Origin of the sequence: Bacillus vallismortis (genome assembly GCF_004116955.1) — a bacterium.
GTDB lineage: Bacteria > Bacillota > Bacilli > Bacillales > Bacillaceae > Bacillus > Bacillus vallismortis.
The window spans coordinates 28,553-47,875 of the sequence record NZ_CP026362.1 but is presented as its reverse complement, the minus strand read 5'-3'; the positions used below and the strand labels follow the sequence as shown (position 1 = coordinate 47,875).

General features: G+C 46.4%; 17 protein-coding genes and 4 pseudogenes. 4 read left to right on the top strand and 17 right to left on the bottom strand.

What is annotated here, in order from left to right; translation table 11 throughout:
• Positions 1–97: 97 nt before the first annotated feature.
• From lutC to BV11031_RS00220, 7 genes are all read right to left on the bottom strand, one after another.
• Positions 98–820 (bottom strand): lactate utilization protein LutC, encoded by a 723-nt coding sequence (lutC, locus tag BV11031_RS00250; protein WP_010328652.1) that lies wholly within the window; start codon positions 818–820, stop codon positions 98–100.
• Positions 817–2,259: a lactate utilization iron-sulfur protein LutB gene (lutB, locus tag BV11031_RS00245; protein WP_010328653.1), complete on the bottom strand. Its 1,443-nt coding sequence runs from the start codon at positions 2,257–2,259 to the stop codon at positions 817–819. Before lutB ends, lutC begins: the two co-directional genes overlap by 4 nt.
• A gap of 25 nt (positions 2,260–2,284) precedes the next feature.
• Positions 2,285–3,001: a lactate utilization iron-sulfur protein LutA gene (gene lutA, locus BV11031_RS00240; RefSeq protein WP_010328654.1), complete on the bottom strand. Its 717-nt coding sequence runs from the start codon at positions 2,999–3,001 to the stop codon at positions 2,285–2,287.
• 187 nt (positions 3,002–3,188) lie between these two features.
• Positions 3,189–3,791 carry a response regulator transcription factor gene (locus BV11031_RS00235; protein ID WP_010328655.1) on the bottom strand — a complete coding sequence of 201 codons (603 nt, stop codon included), beginning with the start codon at positions 3,789–3,791 and terminating at the stop codon, positions 3,189–3,191.
• Between the two features lie 16 nt (positions 3,792–3,807).
• The gene (locus tag BV11031_RS00230; RefSeq protein WP_010328656.1) at positions 3,808–4,923 is read right to left on the bottom strand and encodes a sensor histidine kinase; all 1,116 of its coding nucleotides are present in this window, start codon (positions 4,921–4,923) and stop codon (positions 3,808–3,810) included.
• A gap of 3 nt (positions 4,924–4,926) precedes the next feature.
• Positions 4,927–5,664: an ABC transporter permease gene (locus tag BV11031_RS00225; protein ID WP_010328657.1), complete on the bottom strand. Its 738-nt coding sequence runs from the start codon at positions 5,662–5,664 to the stop codon at positions 4,927–4,929.
• A complete protein-coding gene (locus BV11031_RS00220; protein WP_082246303.1) occupies positions 5,665–6,570 on the bottom strand; it encodes an ABC transporter ATP-binding protein in 906 nt (301 codons plus the stop codon).
• Positions 6,571–6,848: 278 nt separating this feature from the next.
• Here BV11031_RS00220 and BV11031_RS00215 point away from each other — a divergent pair, with 278 nt between their 5' ends.
• Both BV11031_RS00215 and rsbP read left to right on the top strand, forming a co-directional pair.
• Positions 6,849–7,661 carry an alpha/beta fold hydrolase gene (locus BV11031_RS00215; protein ID WP_010328659.1) on the top strand — a complete coding sequence of 271 codons (813 nt, stop codon included), beginning with the start codon at positions 6,849–6,851 and terminating at the stop codon, positions 7,659–7,661.
• 29 nt (positions 7,662–7,690) lie between these two features.
• A complete protein-coding gene (rsbP, locus tag BV11031_RS00210; protein ID WP_010328660.1) occupies positions 7,691–8,905 on the top strand; it encodes a phosphoserine phosphatase RsbP in 1,215 nt (404 codons plus the stop codon).
• A gap of 97 nt (positions 8,906–9,002) precedes the next feature.
• Here rsbP and BV11031_RS23315 read toward each other — a convergent pair.
• The 4 genes and pseudogenes from BV11031_RS23315 to lutR form a co-directional block, all read right to left on the bottom strand.
• Positions 9,003–9,078 (bottom strand): annotated as a pseudogene (locus BV11031_RS23315) (hydrolase); the annotation flags it as partial.
• Positions 9,079–9,155: 77 nt separating this feature from the next.
• A complete protein-coding gene (ganA, locus tag BV11031_RS00205; protein ID WP_082246304.1) occupies positions 9,156–11,219 on the bottom strand; it encodes a beta-galactosidase GanA in 2,064 nt (687 codons plus the stop codon).
• A 228-nt stretch (positions 11,220–11,447) separates the two neighbouring features.
• Positions 11,448–11,713: pseudogene (locus BV11031_RS00200) on the bottom strand (hypothetical protein); the annotation flags it as partial.
• Positions 11,714–11,889: 176 nt separating this feature from the next.
• On the bottom strand, positions 11,890–12,612 hold the full coding sequence (gene lutR, locus BV11031_RS00195) for an L-lactate utilization/bacilysin biosynthesis transcriptional regulator LutR (RefSeq protein ID WP_010328662.1): 723 nt from the start codon (positions 12,610–12,612) through the stop codon (positions 11,890–11,892).
• A 229-nt stretch (positions 12,613–12,841) separates the two neighbouring features.
• On the opposite strand from lutR, the gene lutP reads away from it, so the two are divergent.
• The gene (gene lutP, locus BV11031_RS00190) at positions 12,842–14,539 is read left to right on the top strand and encodes an L-lactate permease LutP (protein ID WP_010328663.1); all 1,698 of its coding nucleotides are present in this window, start codon (positions 12,842–12,844) and stop codon (positions 14,537–14,539) included.
• Positions 14,540–14,615: 76 nt separating this feature from the next.
• On the opposite strand, the gene BV11031_RS00185 is transcribed toward lutP, so the two are convergent.
• From BV11031_RS00185 to rpoN, 3 genes are all read right to left on the bottom strand, one after another.
• Positions 14,616–14,990 carry a hypothetical protein gene (locus BV11031_RS00185; RefSeq protein WP_241210306.1) on the bottom strand — a complete coding sequence of 125 codons (375 nt, stop codon included), beginning with the start codon at positions 14,988–14,990 and terminating at the stop codon, positions 14,616–14,618.
• Between the two features lie 5 nt (positions 14,991–14,995).
• Positions 14,996–15,199: a helix-turn-helix transcriptional regulator gene (locus BV11031_RS00180; RefSeq protein ID WP_010328665.1), complete on the bottom strand. Its 204-nt coding sequence runs from the start codon at positions 15,197–15,199 to the stop codon at positions 14,996–14,998.
• A 123-nt stretch (positions 15,200–15,322) separates the two neighbouring features.
• A complete protein-coding gene (gene rpoN, locus BV11031_RS00175) occupies positions 15,323–16,633 on the bottom strand; it encodes an RNA polymerase factor sigma-54 (RefSeq protein ID WP_010328666.1) in 1,311 nt (436 codons plus the stop codon).
• 78 nt (positions 16,634–16,711) lie between these two features.
• Between rpoN and yvfG the strand changes: the two genes are divergently transcribed.
• Complete coding sequence (yvfG, locus tag BV11031_RS00170; RefSeq protein ID WP_003235267.1) at positions 16,712–16,930, top strand: protein YvfG; 219 nt, start codon at positions 16,712–16,714, stop codon at positions 16,928–16,930.
• A gap of 9 nt (positions 16,931–16,939) precedes the next feature.
• Here the strand turns inward: yvfG and BV11031_RS00165 are convergent, their stop codons facing one another.
• The 3 genes and pseudogenes from BV11031_RS00165 to BV11031_RS00155 form a co-directional block, all read right to left on the bottom strand.
• Positions 16,940–17,908 carry a polysaccharide pyruvyl transferase family protein gene (locus tag BV11031_RS00165; RefSeq protein WP_010328667.1) on the bottom strand — a complete coding sequence of 323 codons (969 nt, stop codon included), beginning with the start codon at positions 17,906–17,908 and terminating at the stop codon, positions 16,940–16,942.
• A pseudogene (locus tag BV11031_RS00160) lies at positions 17,887–18,093 on the bottom strand (DegT/DnrJ/EryC1/StrS family aminotransferase); the annotation flags it as partial. The gene BV11031_RS00165 and the pseudogene BV11031_RS00160, both read right to left, overlap by 22 nt.
• Positions 18,093–18,812 (bottom strand): annotated as a pseudogene (locus tag BV11031_RS00155) (serine hydrolase domain-containing protein); the annotation flags it as partial. The pseudogenes BV11031_RS00155 and BV11031_RS00160, both read right to left, overlap by 1 nt.
• Between the last annotated feature and the right edge of the window lie 511 nt (positions 18,813–19,323).

The following is a 19,323-nucleotide window of genomic DNA, read 5'->3' as shown; positions in this document are numbered from 1 at the left end:
CCTCCTTTTGCAAGTCATACTCTTCTCATCGGCCAAACAATTGGAAGTTGAAGTTTTTCAAGCAGAAAGCCCGGCAACAAGCTGCCGGGCTTTAGCGTTAGCGGTCAGAGACGAGAAGATATGCGGCTTTTACAGGTCCGTGCACGCCGACAACCAAGTCCATTTCGATATCGGCCGAGTTGCTCGGTCCGGTAATGTAGTTGACGCAGGAGGGGACAGTGGTGCCGTCCGCAATGTTTTGGCGAATGATATCACTGGCTTGCGTCATTCTCGGCACAATGCTTGATTTTGGCACAATCGCAATGTAGGTCGTCGGCAGAAGGCTGACAGACCGGCCGATATCTTTTGAGGAGAAGAGGACAACCGTCCCCGACTCGGCCAGTGTGATTTCACTGAATGTAATTCCAACATTGGCTTGCTCCGCTTTTTTGATATTTTCTTCGCCTTTGTCAGCATCCCACTCCCAGACCGGCGTTCCATCGCTCGGCCAGTCTTTGGTGAGCAGGCTTTTTAGCCCGTATGCTTCAAAGCGCGGATCCTTCGGAATGATGACAGGGCCTCCGGAAAAGCGGCTGACTTGCTCGCGCAGGGCATCATATAAGCCGGTTGAATCCGTTTCAATCAGCTCTGTATGGATTTTGACACAATGGTTTTTGAGCACTGTGACCAAGTCATCCGCTGAATATCCTTCAAGTGTGCGATATTGCGGCTGATGCGCCCACTCAGGGACTGCCACGCCCCCTGTTCTTCTGTCACGTCCCAGGCGTGATGCGACCCGGTTTAAAAAGCTCTCTTGATTCTGAACGGTCCCCTTCGTCATGACTCCTCCTCCTTCGCGCGTTCACTCGTTTCTCTATCTGTAAACCAGTCTCTGAATCTCGATTTATGCGGTGCCGGGAAATCGCGGATCTGTGTCCAGCTTTTGAGCGGGCCGGGCCCTTTCGACATTTTTTCTCCCTCTGTAAAAGGCGTCATCGCGGCCGGCGCCCATTTTGATCCCATTTTATAAAGCGGCAAAGAGGACGCGCCAAGCCCGAAAGCTTTCATCGCGAGCTTTTCGCTGATCGGCGCCCTGCCTTCTTTTTCAACGATGTTCTGGCGATGCTTGAGAAGCAGCTCATGTAGCGGAATTTTGACCGGGCAGGCTTCTGAACAAGCCGCGCACAGCGTAGATGCGTACGGCAGCTCCTTATAATCGTCATAACCGCCGAGCAGCGGTGATAAAACCGCCCCGATCGGCCCCGAATAAATTGAGCCGTAAGAGTGCCCGCCTACATGGCGGTACACAGGGCAGACGTTGATACAGGCGGCACAGCGGATACATTGCAGGACAGACTGGAATTCCGTTCCGAGAATGTTGGACCGGCCATTATCAACAATGACTAGATGGAATTCCTCCGGCCCGTCTACTTCCCCTTCCAGCTTCGGGCCTGTCAGAGCCGTAATATAACTTGTCAGCCGCTGTCCGACAGCGCTTCTTGTCAGCATGCTGACAAGCACTTCGAATTCAGAAAATGTCGGGACAATCCGCTCCATTCCCATGACGGTGATTTGCGTTTTTGGCAATGTGCTCACAAGCCGTCCATTGCCTTCATTGGTCACAAGGCTGACAGAACCCGTATCAGCGATGGCGAAGTTACAGCCTGTAATGCCGATATCCGCTTCGAGAAACTTTTCCCGGAGGATGGCGCGCGCATGCATCACAAGCTCTTCCGGTTTTTCTGTATGTTGATAGTCCAGCCTTTCTTTAAACACATCGCGTATCTGTTCTTTATTTTTATGAAGGGCGGGCGCTACGATATGTGACGGCGGATCGTGATCGTCAATCTGCAAAATATACTCGCCAAGATCGGTTTCAACGACCTCACAGCCTTCCTTCTCCAGCACCTCATTCAGATTGATTTCCTCCGTGACCATTGATTTTGATTTTACGATCTTCTTTCCATTCTTCTTTTGAATAACGTCGCGAATATAAGAAGACGCCTCTTCCGATGTTTCCGCGAAATAAACATGCCCGCCTCGTTTCGCCACATTTTCGGCAAGCTGGCCGAGATAGAAATCGAGATTTTCAAGGACATGCTGCCTGATTTCCTCTGATAAGGAGCGCCATTCTTCCCAGTTTCCCAGCTCTTCGGCCGCTTCAAGGCGCCGTGTCCGCAGACGTTCCTGCGCACCAGAAACAGCACCTCTCATAAATTCATTATCAATCCCCTGTGATACCCGCTCTTTAAAAGCGTCAGTACCGATTTTCATCGCCATGATCCTTCCCCCTCTGAATCCAGTTTTATCTGCTGTTGAGCACTTCGGCGATGTGCATCACTTTGACATTTTTGTCTTTTCGGTCAAGCCGGCCCCCGATATTCATCAAACAGCCGCAGTCAGCTCCGATCAGTACCTCCGCACCCGTATCCTCCACGCATGCGACTTTTTCGTCGACCATCTGTTCAGAAATCTGCGCCATTTTGACGGAGAATGTTCCTCCGAATCCGCAGCAGTTATGTTTGCCCGGAAGCGCTGTGAACTCTAGGCCCTTCACATGGCTCAAGAGCTTCATCGGCTCCTCCCGAACTCCGAGCAGCCGCGACATATGGCACGACGTATGTAAGGTCGCTTTTGTATGAAGGCTCGCTCCGACATCCTCAACGCCAAGGACGTTCACGATAAAATCGGTCAGTTCATACGTTTTATCCGCCAGCTTTTTCGCTTTATCGGCCCATTGCGGGTCATCCTGAAACAGGTGCGGATATTCTCGGAACATCGTTGTGCAGGAACCGGAAGGACTGACGACATATTCGGAATCCTGGAACGTTTCGATCATCCGTTTCATTGCTTTTTTGGCGTCACTCACATAGCCGCTGTTATAAGCCGGCTGCCCGCAGCAGATCTGCCCCTCCGGAAAATCAACCTCACATCCAAGCCGCTCCAACAGCTCAACCGTCGCTTTTCCGACATTTGTTTGAAACATATCAACAAGACAAGTGACAAAAAGTGAGACTTTCATGATGAACCCCTCTCTCATCCCCATATATGATCTGGTCATCTGATGACCTGAGTTAAAATAACTATATGAATATCGTACACTATTCTGACAATGGAAGGAAAGGGTTTTCTGGGTATAATTTCATTTACGGGCTTATAAAAAAACACCCCTGATCCCTCAGGAGTGCCGTGATGCTGAAAACATATGGTTAGATCCAGCCTTTTTCCTCAGCAATGCTGGCGGCTTCTGTCCGGTTTTTCGCATCGAGCTTTTGGATGATTTCTGAAATATAGTTTCGGACTGTGCCTTGAGATAAATAGAGTTCAAGCGTAATATCTTTTGTTGTCTTGCCTAAAGCCGCCAGCCGCAGAATTTCTTGTTCTCTTACGGTGAGTGGATTTTCGTCTCGCATCATATTAAACGTCAGCTCCGGGCTGAAGACTCGTTTACCCTTTACACTCTTTCGGATGGCGTCGGCCAAATCGTCAATTTCGCCGTCTTTCAGGAGATAGCCATGTACGCCGGCTTTAACGGCGCGTTCAAAATAGCCGGGACGGGCAAAGGTTGTTAAAATAATAATCTTGCTGCCGCTGCCTTTTTGCATCAATTCCTCTGCCACATCCAACCCGCTCCGGGCCGGCATTTCAATGTCCATGATGCATACATCCGGCTCCAGCTCCAAAATGGCTTTGAACGCTTCTTCCCCGTTTCGTGCTTGTCCGATGACTTCCATATCCTCTTCTAAATCAAGCAGAGATCCCAAAGCGCCTAAAAGCATTCGCTGGTCCTCAGCAATCAACAGACGAATCATTCTTTTCGTCCTCCTATCAATCTGCTTTTTTAATAAGCGGAATCGTCAGTGTCAACACCGTTCCGTTATGAGCTGAAAGCGTTAATCCGCCCTCAATGAGCATCAGCCGCTCTTCCATTCCCCGCAGGCCATTCCCAAATGTGTTCTCCTTCGCCGCACCCTTTCCGTCATCCCGTATCACAACTTTCATTTTGTCAGCAAACTGAGAAATGGCAATGGCGCAGTGGGTGGCTTTGCTGTGCTTGATGATATTGGTCACAGCTTCCCGCATACACATACTGATCATATTTTGTGTGACGGGAGAGATCGCTGAAAAGTCTTCGTCCCCTTCGTATTGAAACGTAATGTTTCCCGATCTTAAGATGTGCTGAATGTTGGCGAGCTCCTCTGTCATCGTGACCGTTCTCATATCAGAAACCAGCTCCCGAACTTGCTTGAGTGCGGCTCTTGAACTGGTTTCCATTTCTTTTGCTTCAAGCCGGGTCCGTTCCGGATCAGATGTTGCCAGCCGCTGAATCAGCTGGCTTTTCAACGTAAGAAGCGAAAGGGTATGACCGAGCGTATCGTGGAGATCACGGGCGATTCGAACACGCTCCTCCCTTTTGGAGAGTTCTTTTATCTGTTCATTGGCTTGGGCAAGTTTGGTCTCGAGTTCAATTCTCCGAAACATAGAACGGATGCCGAATGGAGAAATGAGCATGATGACGAGAAACGGAAGAACAGGAAAAAGCTCCTGGAGTGAAACCGAATTCACTAGAAATTGATAAAAACACGGAAAAAGCAGCATAAGGAGTAAACCGCAGAACGCACGGTTAAACTTTGTTTTCTCTTTGTAATAACCAACAAAGTTTGCCGGAAAAAACCCTAAATAGATATAGGTGATATTGTAAAACACACTATAGATGAAAATAACCGCCATTTGCACGATAAGCCAATACGTAAACGAAGCTCTGCCCACATTGCAAAACAACTGGCGATAGGCTATGACAAAAAAGAGCAGCATGCCATATCCGAGCACCTGTTTGACGCCTGTTTCTCTCAATAAAGAAAGAAACGGCATGATGGTGTACACCAGAAAGATATAAGGGAAAAAACCGAATTGCTTAGGGAATATGGATGGTAAAAATTTCATAGATCACACCGCTTCTTGTTTTCTGCTTATATACTTAGATAGTAGCATGAAGAGCATCAAATAAGTGATTAGTATCAAAATATTTTCCCATGATGGGCCCCCGCCTCGAACAAGTTCCCACGCTCCGTTACCGAAATGATAAGACGGAAGCCACCGGCCAATGTTCTGCATCACCTCAGGCATGACCTCAAACGGCATCCACATGCCTCCGCCTAAAGCGAGCAGCATGTAAAGCACATTACTGATTCCGGCTGCGGTTTCTACTTTTCTCATGCGGCCGATGAGTGTGCCTAACGCTAAAAACGGCAATGCGCCAAACAAAATCCACAGTCCGCTCATGATCCATTCAAACGGCGACAGGGCAATGTCATTCATGAGCGCGCCGAACAGAAAGATGACGGTAATGGATAAAACGTGAATCACACTTTGGCCGATCATCTGAGCTGATAAATAGATATGATCCGGAAGAGGCGTGATGCGGATAAAGGCGGTCCAGCCTTGTGACCGTTCTTGAACCATACGGATTCCAAGCGTCATAATAGAGGACCCCATCACACTGAAGACTGTCATCGACATTAAGTAGTGGGCGTCCCATGCACGTTGATCAGGTACGCCCGTATTCACTACATTGGTAAAGAGATAATAAAAGGCAATCGGCATCAGCAGCGACCAAAGCACAAAGTACTTATTCCGAAGCACCCTTTTCATTTCAGCTATGCTTTGCTTCTGCAGCATGTTCACTCACATCGCCTCCCTGTTTCCGTCAGCCAGCTGGCGAAATGCCTCATCAAGCGTTCCTTGCTCAATCCGGATATCGCACGCGCGTATGTTTTCTTGAAAAATGAGTGCTAACACTTTGTCTGTATTTGATGTTTGAATGATGATCCTTTGGTGCTTCTGAATCACCCGCTCTACTTCCGGGTGACGGGACAGCCGTTCCAATGATTCATCTGAATGCATCTCAAAAGAAACAGCCTGTTTTTGCATCCTTGAGCGGAGTTGCATAGGCGATCCGTCTGCCACAAGCCGCCCGTCTGCAAAAAATAAGATTCGCTGTGCGGCATCATCCGCTTCCTGCAAATAATGCGTTGAAAAAATAATTGTTTTTCCTTGATCGGCCAGTCCATGAATGGTCTGCCAGAATCGATGTCTTGATGATGTGTCCATTCCCACTGTCGGCTCATCAAAGATCAGCAGCTCCGGATTCCCGGCAAGAGCCAAAGCAAAGTTCAAACGGCGTTTTTGTCCGCCGGATAACTTTTCTGCCCTCGTTTTCAAATCTTCTTTTGTGAGTGCTGTTAACGAAATAAGTTTTTTCATGGACAATGGATTGGGATAATAGCTTCGGAAGAGCTCGAGGATTTCATTCACCTTCAGTCCCGGCATGACACTCACTTCCTGCAGCATCACGCCTATTTTTTCCCGCACCTGTTTGTCATCAGGAACCCGGTTAAATCGTTTGATTTCTCCCTCGCTTGGTGTTAGCAATCCTAATATCATGGAGATCACGGTCGTCTTCCCTGCCCCATTGGGCCCGAGGATAGCTGCAATTTCTCCTTTTTTAATGCTGAAGCTGATGTTGTTTACAGCTGTTTTTTTCTGAAAATGTTTTGACACATTGCTTACTGTTACTGCCTCATTCATCACATGAGCACCTCCTGGTCTCTTACATTGATTGTAAAATGACGCAGAAACTGATGGAAGTATAGGGTGTCATGATAACGGGTGACAAATGTCATATTCATTCTCACGGCTGGTTTCTAGGCCATCCATCCTCTAGATTTTCCAATTCATCCAGCCCGCTTGAGCCGTATGTCCCCATTCTATGAAACTGCTATTTACTTTCATAGAAAGACACACTCTTCAAACCGTGAGTGTTATGATATACATATTGAACTTTAACTATCGGCTGAAAGGAGCCAATCATGAACGAAGCGATTTTGTCTCGAAATGATGTAAAGGTGAAGGGAAACGGCAAAACATCTATCATTTTCGCCCCCGGTTTTGGATGTGATCAAAGCGTGTGGAATGCCGTGGCGCCGGCCTTCGAGGAAGAGTATCAAGTTATTTTATTTGATTACGTCGGTTCTGGGAATTCGGATATACGCGCATATGACCTGAATCGTTACCGGACACTTGAAGGCTATGCCCAAGATGTTCTTGATGTTTGCGAGGCTTTAAATCTGGAAGAGACCGTGTTTGTGGGGCACTCTGTCGGGGCTGTGATTGGGATGCTAGCTTCCATCCGCCGCCCTGCGCTTTTTTCCCATTTGGTGATGGTGGGACCTTCTCCATGTTATTTAGATGATCCCCCTGAGTATTACGGAGGATTTGAGGAGGAGCAGCTCCGTGGTTTGCTGGAGATGATGGAGAAAAATTACATAGGCTGGGCAACTGTATTTGCAGGAACGGTTCTGAATCAGCCAGATCGGCCTGACATCAAGGAAGAGCTTGAAAGCCGTTTTTGTTCTACTGATCCTGTGATTGCCCGCCAATTCGCAAAAGCCGCGTTTTTTTCTGATCACCGAGAGGATCTTTCGAAGGTAACAGCTCCCTCACTGATTCTCCAAAGTGCTGATGATATCATCGCACCGGCTTCAGTAGGCGAATATATGCATAAGCATCTTCCATATAGTACACTTAGACAAATGGAGGCTCGCGGGCATTGTCCCCACATGAGCCATCCTGAAGAGACGATCCAGCTGATCAGCGATTATTTGCAAGCGCACGTGATATAGGAACGAAAGGGATAGAGGTGACCCTCTTAATGGACAAACAATTGAATGATGCACCATGCGGTTTTCTCACTTTGTCAGAAGAGGGTTCGATCATAGCTGTCAACCGTACCCTGCTCAAGATTCTGGATTATCGTTCGGAACAGGTGATCGGCCAGCATATGGATACAATTTTGACCGTTTCCGCACAGCTTTTCTACCAGCTCTATTTTGTGCCTCTTTTAAAACTAGAGAAGCACATCGAAGAAATGTACATTTCTTTGAAGACAAGTGATGGAGAAGAAATCCCCACCCTGGTCAATGCTGTTGTAAGAGAAGATAAAGGAGCATCCGTCACTGAGTGTGTTCTCATTCCGATGCGGAAACGAAACGAATATGAAAATGAACTTCTAATGGCCAGAAACGACGCTCAGGAAGCTTTGCTTGCCAAGCAGAAAGCCAATGCTGAGTTAGAAATTGCCTTGGAAACACTGAAGGCAAAACAAGAAGAACTTCTTAAGACCAACAAACAAAATCAGCAATTTAAATTAAACACCAAAAGAGAGCTCGAGCTCGCCAGGAAGATTCAAGAATACTCATTGACTGAACCGATTGTAAACGATCAGATTCAAATTGACGCTTATTACAAAGCATCCAGTGAGTTATCCGGTGATCTATACGGATTTTATCAAATTGATGAACATCGTTACGGCATTATTATCCTTGATGTGATGGGACACGGGATTTCATCTGCATTGATTACGATGTCTCTTCATCCTTTGTTCCAGCGCCAGATCACGCAAGGTCTCAGCCCCGACAAAGTCATGAAGGAATTAGACCGGCACCTGCACAGCTTGTTTCAAAATGATGAGGAAGCGAGACATTATTGCACGGCTATTTATCTTGAGGTTGATACAGCCCGGCAAAGAATTGATTATGTCAACGCAGGACATCCGCCGGCATTATGGCAGGGCGCCGGCGGAACCCAACATCCGCTGCCCGCTACCGCGCCTCCGATCGGGATGTTTGAAGACGCGGTGTTTCAGTCAAAAAGCCTTTCATATACTGAAGGCGGCGGAAGGCTCCTGCTGTATACTGATGGTGTGATGGACCCCACAGCTTCATGTTATTTATTTGATTTATTAAAGGATCACCCCGATTTGCCTATTGCTGGTCTGAAAGAGAACATCCTTACATCACTGCATCACCATAAGGAAGCCCATCATAAAAGTGATGACGAATGTTTTATAGTAGTTGATGTAAAATAAAAACATCCATGAGATGGGTACATCTCATGGATGTTTTCTGTTTCAGCGTTTCTTAGGGGTATGGCCTGACTCCGCATATTGAAACACCTGCAAGGAAGGCAGCGGCATATCCCGTTGAACTAAATGCACTCCATACGATGGCAGCCAAAGAACAAGTTCACTCTGCTTTTCATGACACTCCCCACCCCTTAGTGAACGCTTTCAAAAGTAAATAAAAAAAAATCCGCCCATATCGAGCGGAGGCATCAGCCTAATGTTTGTTTACGACGATTCTCACTTCATATTTCTCCATCGTCAGGTCGCCGGATAATATTTCTCCTGTCATCATATCTTTCACACTCTGATCAAACGTGACAAGCTGTTTTTCTTCCGTGAAATTCATGACAAAAATATAATCATTGTCCTGATCCTGCCTCGCTTGTACGGAGATGCCTTTTCCGTGCCGAACCGAAAAAACAGGAGAAAGAGACAGATCTGTGATCAGTCCTTCATAGAAATCCCGATGAAATTGATCCTCCAAACGGGCGCCGATAAAATACGCCTTGCCCCGCTGATACTGATGGCTTGTGACCGCTGGCGTACGCGCATAAAAATCTTCTTGATACACGGCTTCTACAGATGCGGTCTTTACATCGATCACCGTTGCATAATCCTTCATTTCATATGATTGGCTGCGATAGCTCACAGCATTTCGATCCTTTGGGTACAGCGTATCGGTTTCCAGAGGCTCAATTCCGAAAATCGCTTGCAGGTCTGGATGCCATCCGCCTGTGTACGTTAAATCATGCTCATTTACAATCCCGCTGATATATGTCATGACTAAGGTGCCGCCACGAGACGCAAACGCTTTCAAATGGGAAATGGTGTTTTCACTGATTAAATAAAGCATGGGGACGATCAGCAGTTTATATGGTGAAAAATCTTGTTCTTTCGTGATGACATCGACAGGGATATCGTGTTCCCAGAACGTGCGGTAATGCTGCTGAAGGGTTTGCACGTAACGTTTTGTCGCCTTCGCATACCCCTGAGCGTCCTCGAGTGCCCAATGGTTTTCCCAGTCATATAAAATAGCGGTTTCAGCCGGTCTCTTCGTTCCGACAACCTCGGACAGCCGTTCTAATATTTCACCGGTTTTGGCCACTTCCTGAAAGACCCGGTTCTTCGGGCTATTGTCATGATCTACTATTGCTCCGTGCAATTTTTCTGATGATCCGCGCGATTTGCGGTATTGGAAATAGAGAACGCTGTCCGAGCCGTGGGCAATCATCTGCATAGACGACAGCACATTCATGCCCGGGCGCTTCGCCTTGTTGACGTTATGCCAATTGACCGCGCTTGGCGTACACTCCATTAATAAGAAAGGCTGCTGCTTCAGGCTTCGGTATAGGTCATTGATAAAGCCGACCTTCATCGCCAAATCAGCTGTGCTTTCCCAGTCATTGTGCCAGACCGGGTAAGCGTCCCAGCTGATGACATCGACATGCTTTGCAAACTTGCTGTAGTCGAGGCCCTGATACGGAATCAAATCCGGTGTGTCAGCCATAAAGTTCGTTGTGATCGGAATATCAGGTGTCAGTTCTCTCAGCGGGATGATTTCATTTTCATAAAACGAAATCGTTTGCTCAGTGACGAACCGGCGCCAGTCTAAGTTCAGGCCGTGCAAGCCATTTTCACCGATCGGCGATGGACTTTCAATTTGTAACCAGTCATTGAATGTATGGCTCCAAAAAGGAGTCCACCACGCATGGTTCAATGTCTTGAGGCTGTTGTCATATTTTGCTTTCAGCCATTCCCTGAAAGCATGCTGGCATAGATCGCAGTGGCACTCTCCACCGTATTCGTTTGAAATATGCCACATTAACAACGCCGGATGATTGCCGTATCGTTCTGCTAATAGCCGGTTGATGTGACGTGTTTTTTCACGGTAGACTTTAGATGTGAGGCAGTGGTTGTGCCTTCCGCCGTGCAGCTGCTTGACGCGGGAAGCATTGACGCGCAAAACTTCAGGATAGGCTTGCGACAGCCAAGCAGGACGCGCTCCGCTTGGGGTTGCTAATATGACCCGGCCGCCGATGCTGTGAATCCGTTCAAAAATATCATCAAGCCATTCAAATTGATACACGCCCTCCTCCGGCTCAAGCGCGCTCCATGCAAAAATGCCGACAGAAAAGGTATTCGTATGAGAAAGCTTCATCAGCTTAATATCATCGGCTAGAATATCAGGCCGATCCAGCCACTGATCAGGATTGTAGTCTCCTCCGTGGAGCATAAATGTTGCATCTGTTACATGCTTTTTTTCAAGCTTTGACATCATATTCTCCTCCTTCATCTCTTAACCTTTTGTTCCCCCCGCGGTTAATCCGGACACAAAATGCTTTTGCAGCTAGTTGCGAAAGCGCTTTAAAATTAATATAGCACGACTGGAAAAATGAGCAAACCAACTATTTACCTCTATCAATAAATTTTTTACCTAAAAAATGGCTTAGTCTCCTAAGCCATTCTTAATTCATACTCTTACTGACGATGAATGCGCACCTACATATCATGTTTTTACCGGTCTTCTCTTGTCCGGCATTTGTTCAAGCAGCATTTCAACAGTATTTTTGCATACTTCATGTATATGAATATGAAGCGTCATCAGAGGGGACGAGACATACTTTGCGAAGCTGATGTTACCGATACTCTTATGCCCTTCCCGCTCAGGATATGTACTGTCTTCCTTGTCATTTGAGCAAAATCGGGCCTGACCGAGTCAAAATGATCGGGATCAGGAGTTGAATCGAAAATCCCGCTTCCTGTGCGATGTCTTTCATTGTCGTCATTGCATCTGCCTCCATTATTCAGCTCACATTCATTTTAGTAAAATATTTTACTTTATTTTTCACAAATGTTAGGTGCTGCTGCAAGTGAAAAGACTGAACCATTGGCGGCTCAGTCTCGGTTGTTCATTTGGCAACGGCAGAATTGCCCGGGAAATGAGTTGGTTATTGTACATTTTCCTCGAAATATCCCGAAAGCACATCTTCCACATTCGTTAAATGCGCCAGCATGGCAGCCTCCGCCTGCGCTCCATCCTGCGCAGCCACGGCATTGTAAATTCGTTCATGCTCCTCATAAAGTCGCTGAACTGAGGTCTTCTTGGAAAACAGCCAGATTTTCCGTGTTTCTCTCATCGTTTCCAGCAGCAATGATGAAACGTGGTTCATCAGATGTTTAAGAAGGTCGTTCTGGGAAGCGTCAGCCAGCGCAAGATGAAATGCGAAGTCGGCTTTCTCTCCAAGCTCCCCGTCGGCTTCAATGCTGCCCATTTCCTTTAACGCAGCATGGATTCTTTCGAGATCGTCATCTGTTCGTTTTTCAGCAGCTAATGTTGCCACCCCGATTTCAAGCAGTTTTCTGACCTCGAGCAGCTGCTTGACGTCCTCTTTTTTCATGAGAAGGGCAGCTGAGAGCGGCTGAGAAATTTGATTGAGCTCAAATTCCTTCAGGTATGTGCCTTCCCCCTGTTTCATTTCGACAAGCCCCATCGCTTTTAGCGCGGAAAGGGCTTCACGAACCGCTGAGCGGCTGACTTGAAAGCTTTCGGAAAGCGCCTGAACGGAGTCTAATTTATCTCCTGGCTTCAATTCGCCATTTTTGATCATATCTAATAGTGCGTCCGCCACTTCTTCATATATTTTCTTTGTTTTAATCTGTTTGTATTTCAATGCAATTCACCCCGTAACTTGTAGGTCTGGCTGTTTACGATCTATTATACTCTGTTTTTGGGGGCGCCAAAAGATTTTGACAATTTTGTCAAAAAGTCTTGTACTTTGTTTTTTTTCAAAATATAATGCTAGGTAACTGGTCTTATTACCCAGTCATCAGATGATCATACTATCATCTTTAGAAACCGCTTACACATACGCCAGTTTATGTTTCAAGGAGGGGTTTGGGATGCAATGGACACAGGCATATACGCCTATAGGGGGAAATTTGCTTTTATCAGCGCTTGCCGCACTTGTACCGATTATTTTCTTTTTTTGGGCGCTCGCGATTAAACGGATGAAGGGGTATACAGCGGGCTTGTCCACCTTGGGGATCGCACTTGTGATTGCTGTATTGGTTTATCGGATGCCGGCGGAAAAAGCGCTGATGTCCGCCACACAAGGAGCCGTATACGGACTATTGCCGATCGGCTGGATCATTGTAACGTCTGTTTTTTTGTATAAAATTACTGTGAAAACGGGACAGTTTGATATCATTCGCAGTTCTGTTCTCTCGATTACGGATGACCGCCGGCTTCAGGCGCTCCTGATCGCTTTCTCATTCGGGGCTTTTCTAGAAGGAGCGGCCGGCTTCGGCGCGCCGGTCGCCATTTCTGCCGCGCTGCTGGTGGGCCTCGGCTTTAATCCTCTTTATGCGGCGGGAATCTGTTTGATTGCCAATACGGCGCCGGTTGCCTTTGGCGCGATTGGGATTCCGATTACAGCCGTAGAAGGTCCGACAGGGATTCCGGCGATGGACATTTCGCAAATGGTTGGGCGGCAGCTGCCGTTTTTATCCGTTTTTATTCCTCTTTATTTACTGATCATCATGAGCGGGTTCAGGAAAGCCTTTGAGGTCTGGCCTGCAATTCTCGTTTCCGGTGTTTCCTTTGCTGTCGTTCAATATCTTAGCTCCAATTTTTTGGGGCCTGAGCTGCCGGATGTTTTGTCGGCGCTTGTTTCGATGGCCGCGCTTGCTGTGTTTTTGAAATGGTGGAAGCCGAAAACAACATTCCGTTTTGCCGGTGAACAGGAATCTGCCGCCGCGATTGAAACAGCGAAAACGAATCCGGCAGCGACTGCGTATAGCGGCGGGCAGATATTTAAAGCCTGGTCGCCATTTCTGCTGCTGACAGTCATGATTTCTGTATGGGGCATTCCATCTGTCAAATCCGCGCTGACCGGGCATTATGAAGGCGCCGCTGTTTTCTTGAAGTGGCTGAATACAGTTGGCGAAAAACTGACTTTTGCCCCTGGTGTGCCTCTGTTGAACAATCAAATTATCAATGCTGACGGTACGCCTATTGAAGCACTTTACAAGCTTGAGGTACTTGGGTCGGCCGGCACTGCGATATTGATTGCCGCTGTGCTGTCAAAATTTATCACGGCGATTTCGTGGAGAGACTGGGGAGCTGTTTTAAAAGAAACGATCCAAGAGTTGAAGTTTCCGATTTTGACCATCGCTTCTGTCGTTGGTTTTGCCTATGTCACCAACTCCTCTGGAATGAGTACGACACTCGGGATGACACTCGCGCTGACAGGCTCGATGTTTACCTTCTTTTCGCCTGTTCTCGGCTGGCTCGGCGTCTTTATTACCGGCTCTGATACATCTGCCAACTTGCTGTTCGGCAACCTGCAGAAAGTCACCGCGTTATCAGTCGGCATGGACCCTGTTCTGTCTGTGGCCGCAAACTCTTCAGGCGGGGTCACCGGAAAAATGATTTCGCCGCAGTCGATCGCGGTGGCGTGCGCCGCGGTAGGGCTCGCCGGGAAGGAGTCGGATCTTTTCCGCTTTACGATTAAACACAGCTTGTTTTTGCTACTGCTCGTTTGCATCATCACCTTTTTGCAGCATCACGTGTTCAGCTGGATGATTCCAGGAGGATGATGCTGTCTGATCAGTCAAGTTAATCGAGAAAGAAAAATAAGAACTGGCAGGATTTCAATCCGCCAGTTCTTATTTACTAGTATTTTTTTGATAAGATCACCCACGAAGAGAAGGTCGTAATGATGGTTAAGGATACTAAAATCCTCATGATTTCAACCGCCGATAACGCCACTGTACTGAACTGCATACTGAACATGATCATTACGCAGTATATCAATACAAAGTAAAGCGCGTACTGCATTCCTTTTTGCTTAATCAAGTTGGCTCTTTCATCTTTTTCTTTGAAATGTGGATAAATATAGCCCGCAGCAAAACTTAAATAAGACAGAGCTCCCCACATTAATAATTCAGTAAAGGAAACAGAATGTGTCGCGATTTGAAAAAAGGTTTTTGTAAGTAAAATCATTGTGAATAAAACGCCAATTATGAAGTAAACCTTTTGTAACTTCATGATTTTCATCTCTCATTCTCTTCTTCATAAAACATGTTCTCGACAATGGTATGAAATGTTTTCGCGATTGCTAATGCTAACGGCAAAGAAGGATTATATTTTTCTTTCTCAATTGATATGATCGTTTGTCTGCTGACATTTAGCAGCTCAGCTAATTGATCTTGAGAATATCCATATTTCTTTCTGTATTCTATTAACCTATTTTTCAAAGGAATGACCTCTTTTTCCTAAAATTATACAATAAATCCATTTTGACGTAAAGCTTGCTTTACATTTTATGAAGGCTTCTCCATCCTAATTACACAATAAAATCCTCCCTTTCCGGGAGGATTTCATTTATACCGTTTTCTGGCCGCCGATGACGGAATGTTCAATTGATCGCGGTATTTTGCCACAGTGCGTCTGGAGATTTGAATGCCGTGCTGTTCATTTAGCAAATCGGCAAGCTTTTGGTCTGAGAGCGGTTTTGTTTTATCCTCTTGGTTGATCAGGTCTTCAAGATGGGTTTTGACTGCATAGTTAGACGCATCTCCATCTCCTGAGGCCTCGGCTTTTGCTGAGAAAAAGAGTTTCATCTCAAACAGTCCGTACGGCGTTTGTAGCGTTTTTCCTTTGATTGCCCGGCTTACAGTTGATTCATGAAGGCTTAGACAGTCAGCTACTTCTCTGAGAGTCAGCGGCTTCATTGCGCTTCTCCCCTTCAGAAAGAACTCTCTTTGCCGTGTGATCAGCTCACTGACAATTCTCGTGATCGTCTGTTTTCGCTGTCGCAGCGCGCGGTCCAGCCAGCGCCATTCCTGATATTTCGCAGATAAATAAGAAGCGGTATCTTGACAGGAACCCGACGATAAAAGCGGTCTGTACTGCGATTGCAGTTCTATTTCCGGAAACGAGCGGGTATTCAGTTCCGCTGCGATGTGCCCGTTTTTCACAATGATAAAAATGTCAGGCTCGATATACATATCTTGCTCTGGCCGTGCAAACAGAAGGCCTGGTCTTGGATGAAGAGCTGCGATGTCATCAGAGATATCTTGAATCGTATGAAGCGGAATTCCAGTCATTTTTGAAAGCGCTTTCCAGTTCTTTTGCGCAAAAGCTTCAAAATGAGCAGAAACAAGCATTTCCGCTTGTTCATTTCTGTTCGGCAGCCGCTGTAATTGAAGAAGAATGCATTCCCGTAGAGATCTTGCGCCAATTCCAGCCGGCTCTAACGACTGAAGCTTTGCCAAAACCGCTTCCGCTTCCTTGGCTGAAACAGATAGCCGCCGTGCTGCCTCCTCCATATCTTCTTCCAAGTACCCGTTTGAATCAAGTGAATGAATCAGATAATGAAAAATCTTTTTTTCAGTGTTTGTCAGATTCATATCGAGTGCCTGCTGTTTTAACACATCCTGCAATGTTTTTTGCGGATCACTTAATTGGAGGCCTGCTTCCTGCGCATTCATCCTGTTTTTATTTGTTTTATGGTAAGATAGTGGCGGTGTGTCTGTTTCCTTTCGTTCAATAAGAGGGTTTTCCAGTGAGAGCTCATCAATGTATTCGGCCAGTTCTGCCGAATGATAGCCAAGCAGCGTGATGGCCTGCCTGAGCTCCTGTGTCAGTTGAGGCTTTAATACTTGTACTTGCTGAAGTTTCATATCCATCTTGCTCACTCCCCTTTCTTCATTGTACATGATTGAGGTCACACCGTATATATTTATGAAAAAGGAGCTGCCAAAGAAATGTCTGAACTTTTTTCCGTCCCTTATTTTATTGAGAATTTCAAACAGCATATTGAAATGAATCAGTCTGAGGATAAAATCCATGCGATGAATAGCTACTACCGTTCCGTCGTCTCAACGCTTGTGCAGGATCAGCTGACGAAAAACGCAGTTGTTCTGAAACGGATTCAGCATTTAGATGAGGCGTACAACAAAGTCAAACGGGGAGAATCAAAATAAACCTTCCGCTCACATGTGAGCAGGAAGGTTTTCCTTTTTTGAGGCGTTCTGGATGAGTCGGGTGTTCTGCACGTCTTCCATCCAGGTGTGATAGTAATTGGCGTTTTTCCCGTAGGAATTATCAATGACCGTGTTTTCTTTTTGAAGCAGAGAGGACAGGATGTGGCCGTGCAGCCTTGACGTTTCCACCGATTCGTAGCGGCTGAAAAACCGAATCGCTTTTTTGACGATATAATCAGAGTATTTTTCCCATATATACGCGATGGGCAGAGGGTTGCCCGCTTTTTTATTCAGGACGTTCAGCGTTTGCAGAAAAGCGATCGTCCAGCGGTCTGAAGCTGACAGCACCGTGCGCCAGTCGTAGCTTTCCGCGTTTGCGTGTTCCTGAAGCTCCTTGTTCGCTTCGTGATCTGTCCTGATGAATCTCAGCTTTTGATTGAACGGCTGCTGCGTGGAAGCGACAGGAAACAGCTGATGGGCCATATCAGGCAGAAGCTTAATCTGATTGCTTGCAAAATAAGCCTGCGCCGTTGCATAAGAAGCTCTTTCCCTTGTGATGATATGGAGATTCGCATGCTTAGAAAAAATCTCCGCCGTCCGTTTGAGATTGTCTTTGTTTTGGAAATAAATCGATTGCGGCAGAATCACGATTTTGTGATTCGGATAGGCTTGGACGATTTTTTCTCTAAAGCCTTGGTAATACGGATACAAATCCCCAAAGTTGCCGCCTCCCTGGCAGACGATGATAAGATTCGGATCCAGCTTTCGCCCAAGTGGAAAATTGTCGGGATTCCAGCGTTTTCTGACACGGATCCCATGTTCTTTGAAGAAGGCCTCTGTTCCCTTCATAATAAATAAATCCCCTACATTTCCGTATAGAGGATAGTCGGCATAGATGATCTCGGATTGTTTCGGAATGACGTCGAGCAGCCCGGACAGTTTTTGTTTCAGGCTGATCATCGAATGCTTGCTGTCCATTTCTTCACCTCGGCAGTTTGGAATAAATGCAGTAAAACATCAATGACCCTGTCTTGTTCTTCTTCCGTCAGACTTGATCCTGATGGGAGACAGATTCCTCGCTTGAAAAGGTCCTCGCATATGCTTAAGGTACCTTCATGAGCATAAAATAAAGACGGATCAAACAGCGGCTGGGTATGGAGGGGCCATCTCCCTGAATGCCATCGAGGTACACAACATAGTTTGTTTCTTCCAGATCATCAGGCAGGACGTACGTTTCGGAATGGACATCATACACGTATCCATATGCATAATGATCTGTCTGCTCAGACCGAAACCTCCTATTATACACTCTCGTTTCATTCATGCCGAGCGGTGAGAAAATATGTGTTTTCATAAAATCCGAATAGCTCATGCCGGAGGCTTTTTCCATGATTACCGCCAGCAGCACATACCCCGTGTTGCTGTACAGCCAGCCCTCGTTCGGCTCAAAATCACTAGGCAGCCCCTCATTCATCAGCATATCGACAACATCTTGATTCACCGCAATCTTGTGCTTGTTCCAATTGTCAAGAAACCATTGAAAATAATCAGGCAGCCCTGACGTATGGTTCAATAAATGCCGAATCGTGACGCCCTGATATGGAAAACCCGGCAGCCAACGCTCAACTTTGTCTTCATATCCAACAATTCCTTTCTCCTCAAGCAATATAATCCCCAAAGCTGTAAAAGGCTTTGACAGAGACGCTAACTCAAACAAAGAGCTGGTTTGCAAAGGGCGTTTTTCCGCCAGTTCCGCATAACCGAAAGAGTGATGATATAAAATATCGCCGTCCTCCGCGGCCAGAACCGTCCCGTTGAACTGCTGTTTTTCCGCCAACACAGAGAATAATGTGCCAAGATGTATCCTTTTTTCTCGCTTCATTTTTACACCTCCCATAATGTCTACGATATTTCCCCTTCTATGTTTCAAAAATTTGAAAAATATGAGAAAAATAATTCCGAAAGAGTGATAGTGGCCTGCATCCTGATTCCGTTTCACAATCGCTGAAGCTGAAGCCGAAGCCCCCGAATACAACCTATGCAACCAGTCTCTAAAACAGCCGATCTTCCTGAAAAGAAAAGAGCTTTCCCCAACACCTATTAGTCTATCCGACTCATATCCGTGAAGGTCTTTTCTCATTTTTCTATCAAACAAAAGAGGAAAATAGACCCGTTGTAATCTAAACGAGAGTCTAATAGAATGATGTCGAAAAGTAAATTACGCAGGTTTGTTACTGATAAAGCAGGCAAGACCTAAAATGTGTAAAGGGCAAAGTGTATTCTTTGGCGTCACCCTTACATATTTTAGGTCTTTTTTTATTGAGGTAACTGACTTGCCATCTTCAACAGGAGGGCCGGAAGAAGCAAACCGCTAACACAGTACATCAAAAAGG

Coding starts and splice junctions, on each gene's coding strand:
- lutC (WP_010328652.1), bottom strand. CDS start 820: ATGACGAAGGGGACCGTTCAGAATCAAGAGAGCTTTTTAAACCGGGTC.
- lutB (WP_010328653.1), bottom strand. CDS start 2,259: ATGGCGATGAAAATCGGTACTGACGCTTTTAAAGAGCGGGTATCACAG.
- lutA (WP_010328654.1), bottom strand. CDS start 3,001: ATGAAAGTCTCACTTTTTGTCACTTGTCTTGTTGATATGTTTCAAACA.
- BV11031_RS00235 (WP_010328655.1), bottom strand. CDS start 3,791: ATGATTCGTCTGTTGATTGCTGAGGACCAGCGAATGCTTTTAGGCGCT.
- BV11031_RS00230 (WP_010328656.1), bottom strand. CDS start 4,923: ATGAAATTTTTACCATCCATATTCCCTAAGCAATTCGGTTTTTTCCCT.
- BV11031_RS00215 (WP_010328659.1), top strand. CDS start 6,849: ATGAACGAAGCGATTTTGTCTCGAAATGATGTAAAGGTGAAGGGAAAC.
- rsbP (WP_010328660.1), top strand. CDS start 7,691: ATGGACAAACAATTGAATGATGCACCATGCGGTTTTCTCACTTTGTCA.
- ganA (WP_082246304.1), bottom strand. CDS start 11,219: ATGATGTCAAAGCTTGAAAAAAAGCATGTAACAGATGCAACATTTATG.
- lutP (WP_010328663.1), top strand. CDS start 12,842: ATGCAATGGACACAGGCATATACGCCTATAGGGGGAAATTTGCTTTTA.
- BV11031_RS00185 (WP_241210306.1), bottom strand. CDS start 14,990: ATGAAGTTACAAAAGGTTTACTTCATAATTGGCGTTTTATTCACAATG.
- rpoN (WP_010328666.1), bottom strand. CDS start 16,633: ATGGATATGAAACTTCAGCAAGTACAAGTATTAAAGCCTCAACTGACA.
- yvfG (WP_003235267.1), top strand. CDS start 16,712: ATGTCTGAACTTTTTTCCGTCCCTTATTTTATTGAGAATTTCAAACAG.
- BV11031_RS00165 (WP_010328667.1), bottom strand. CDS start 17,908: ATGGACAGCAAGCATTCGATGATCAGCCTGAAACAAAAACTGTCCGGG.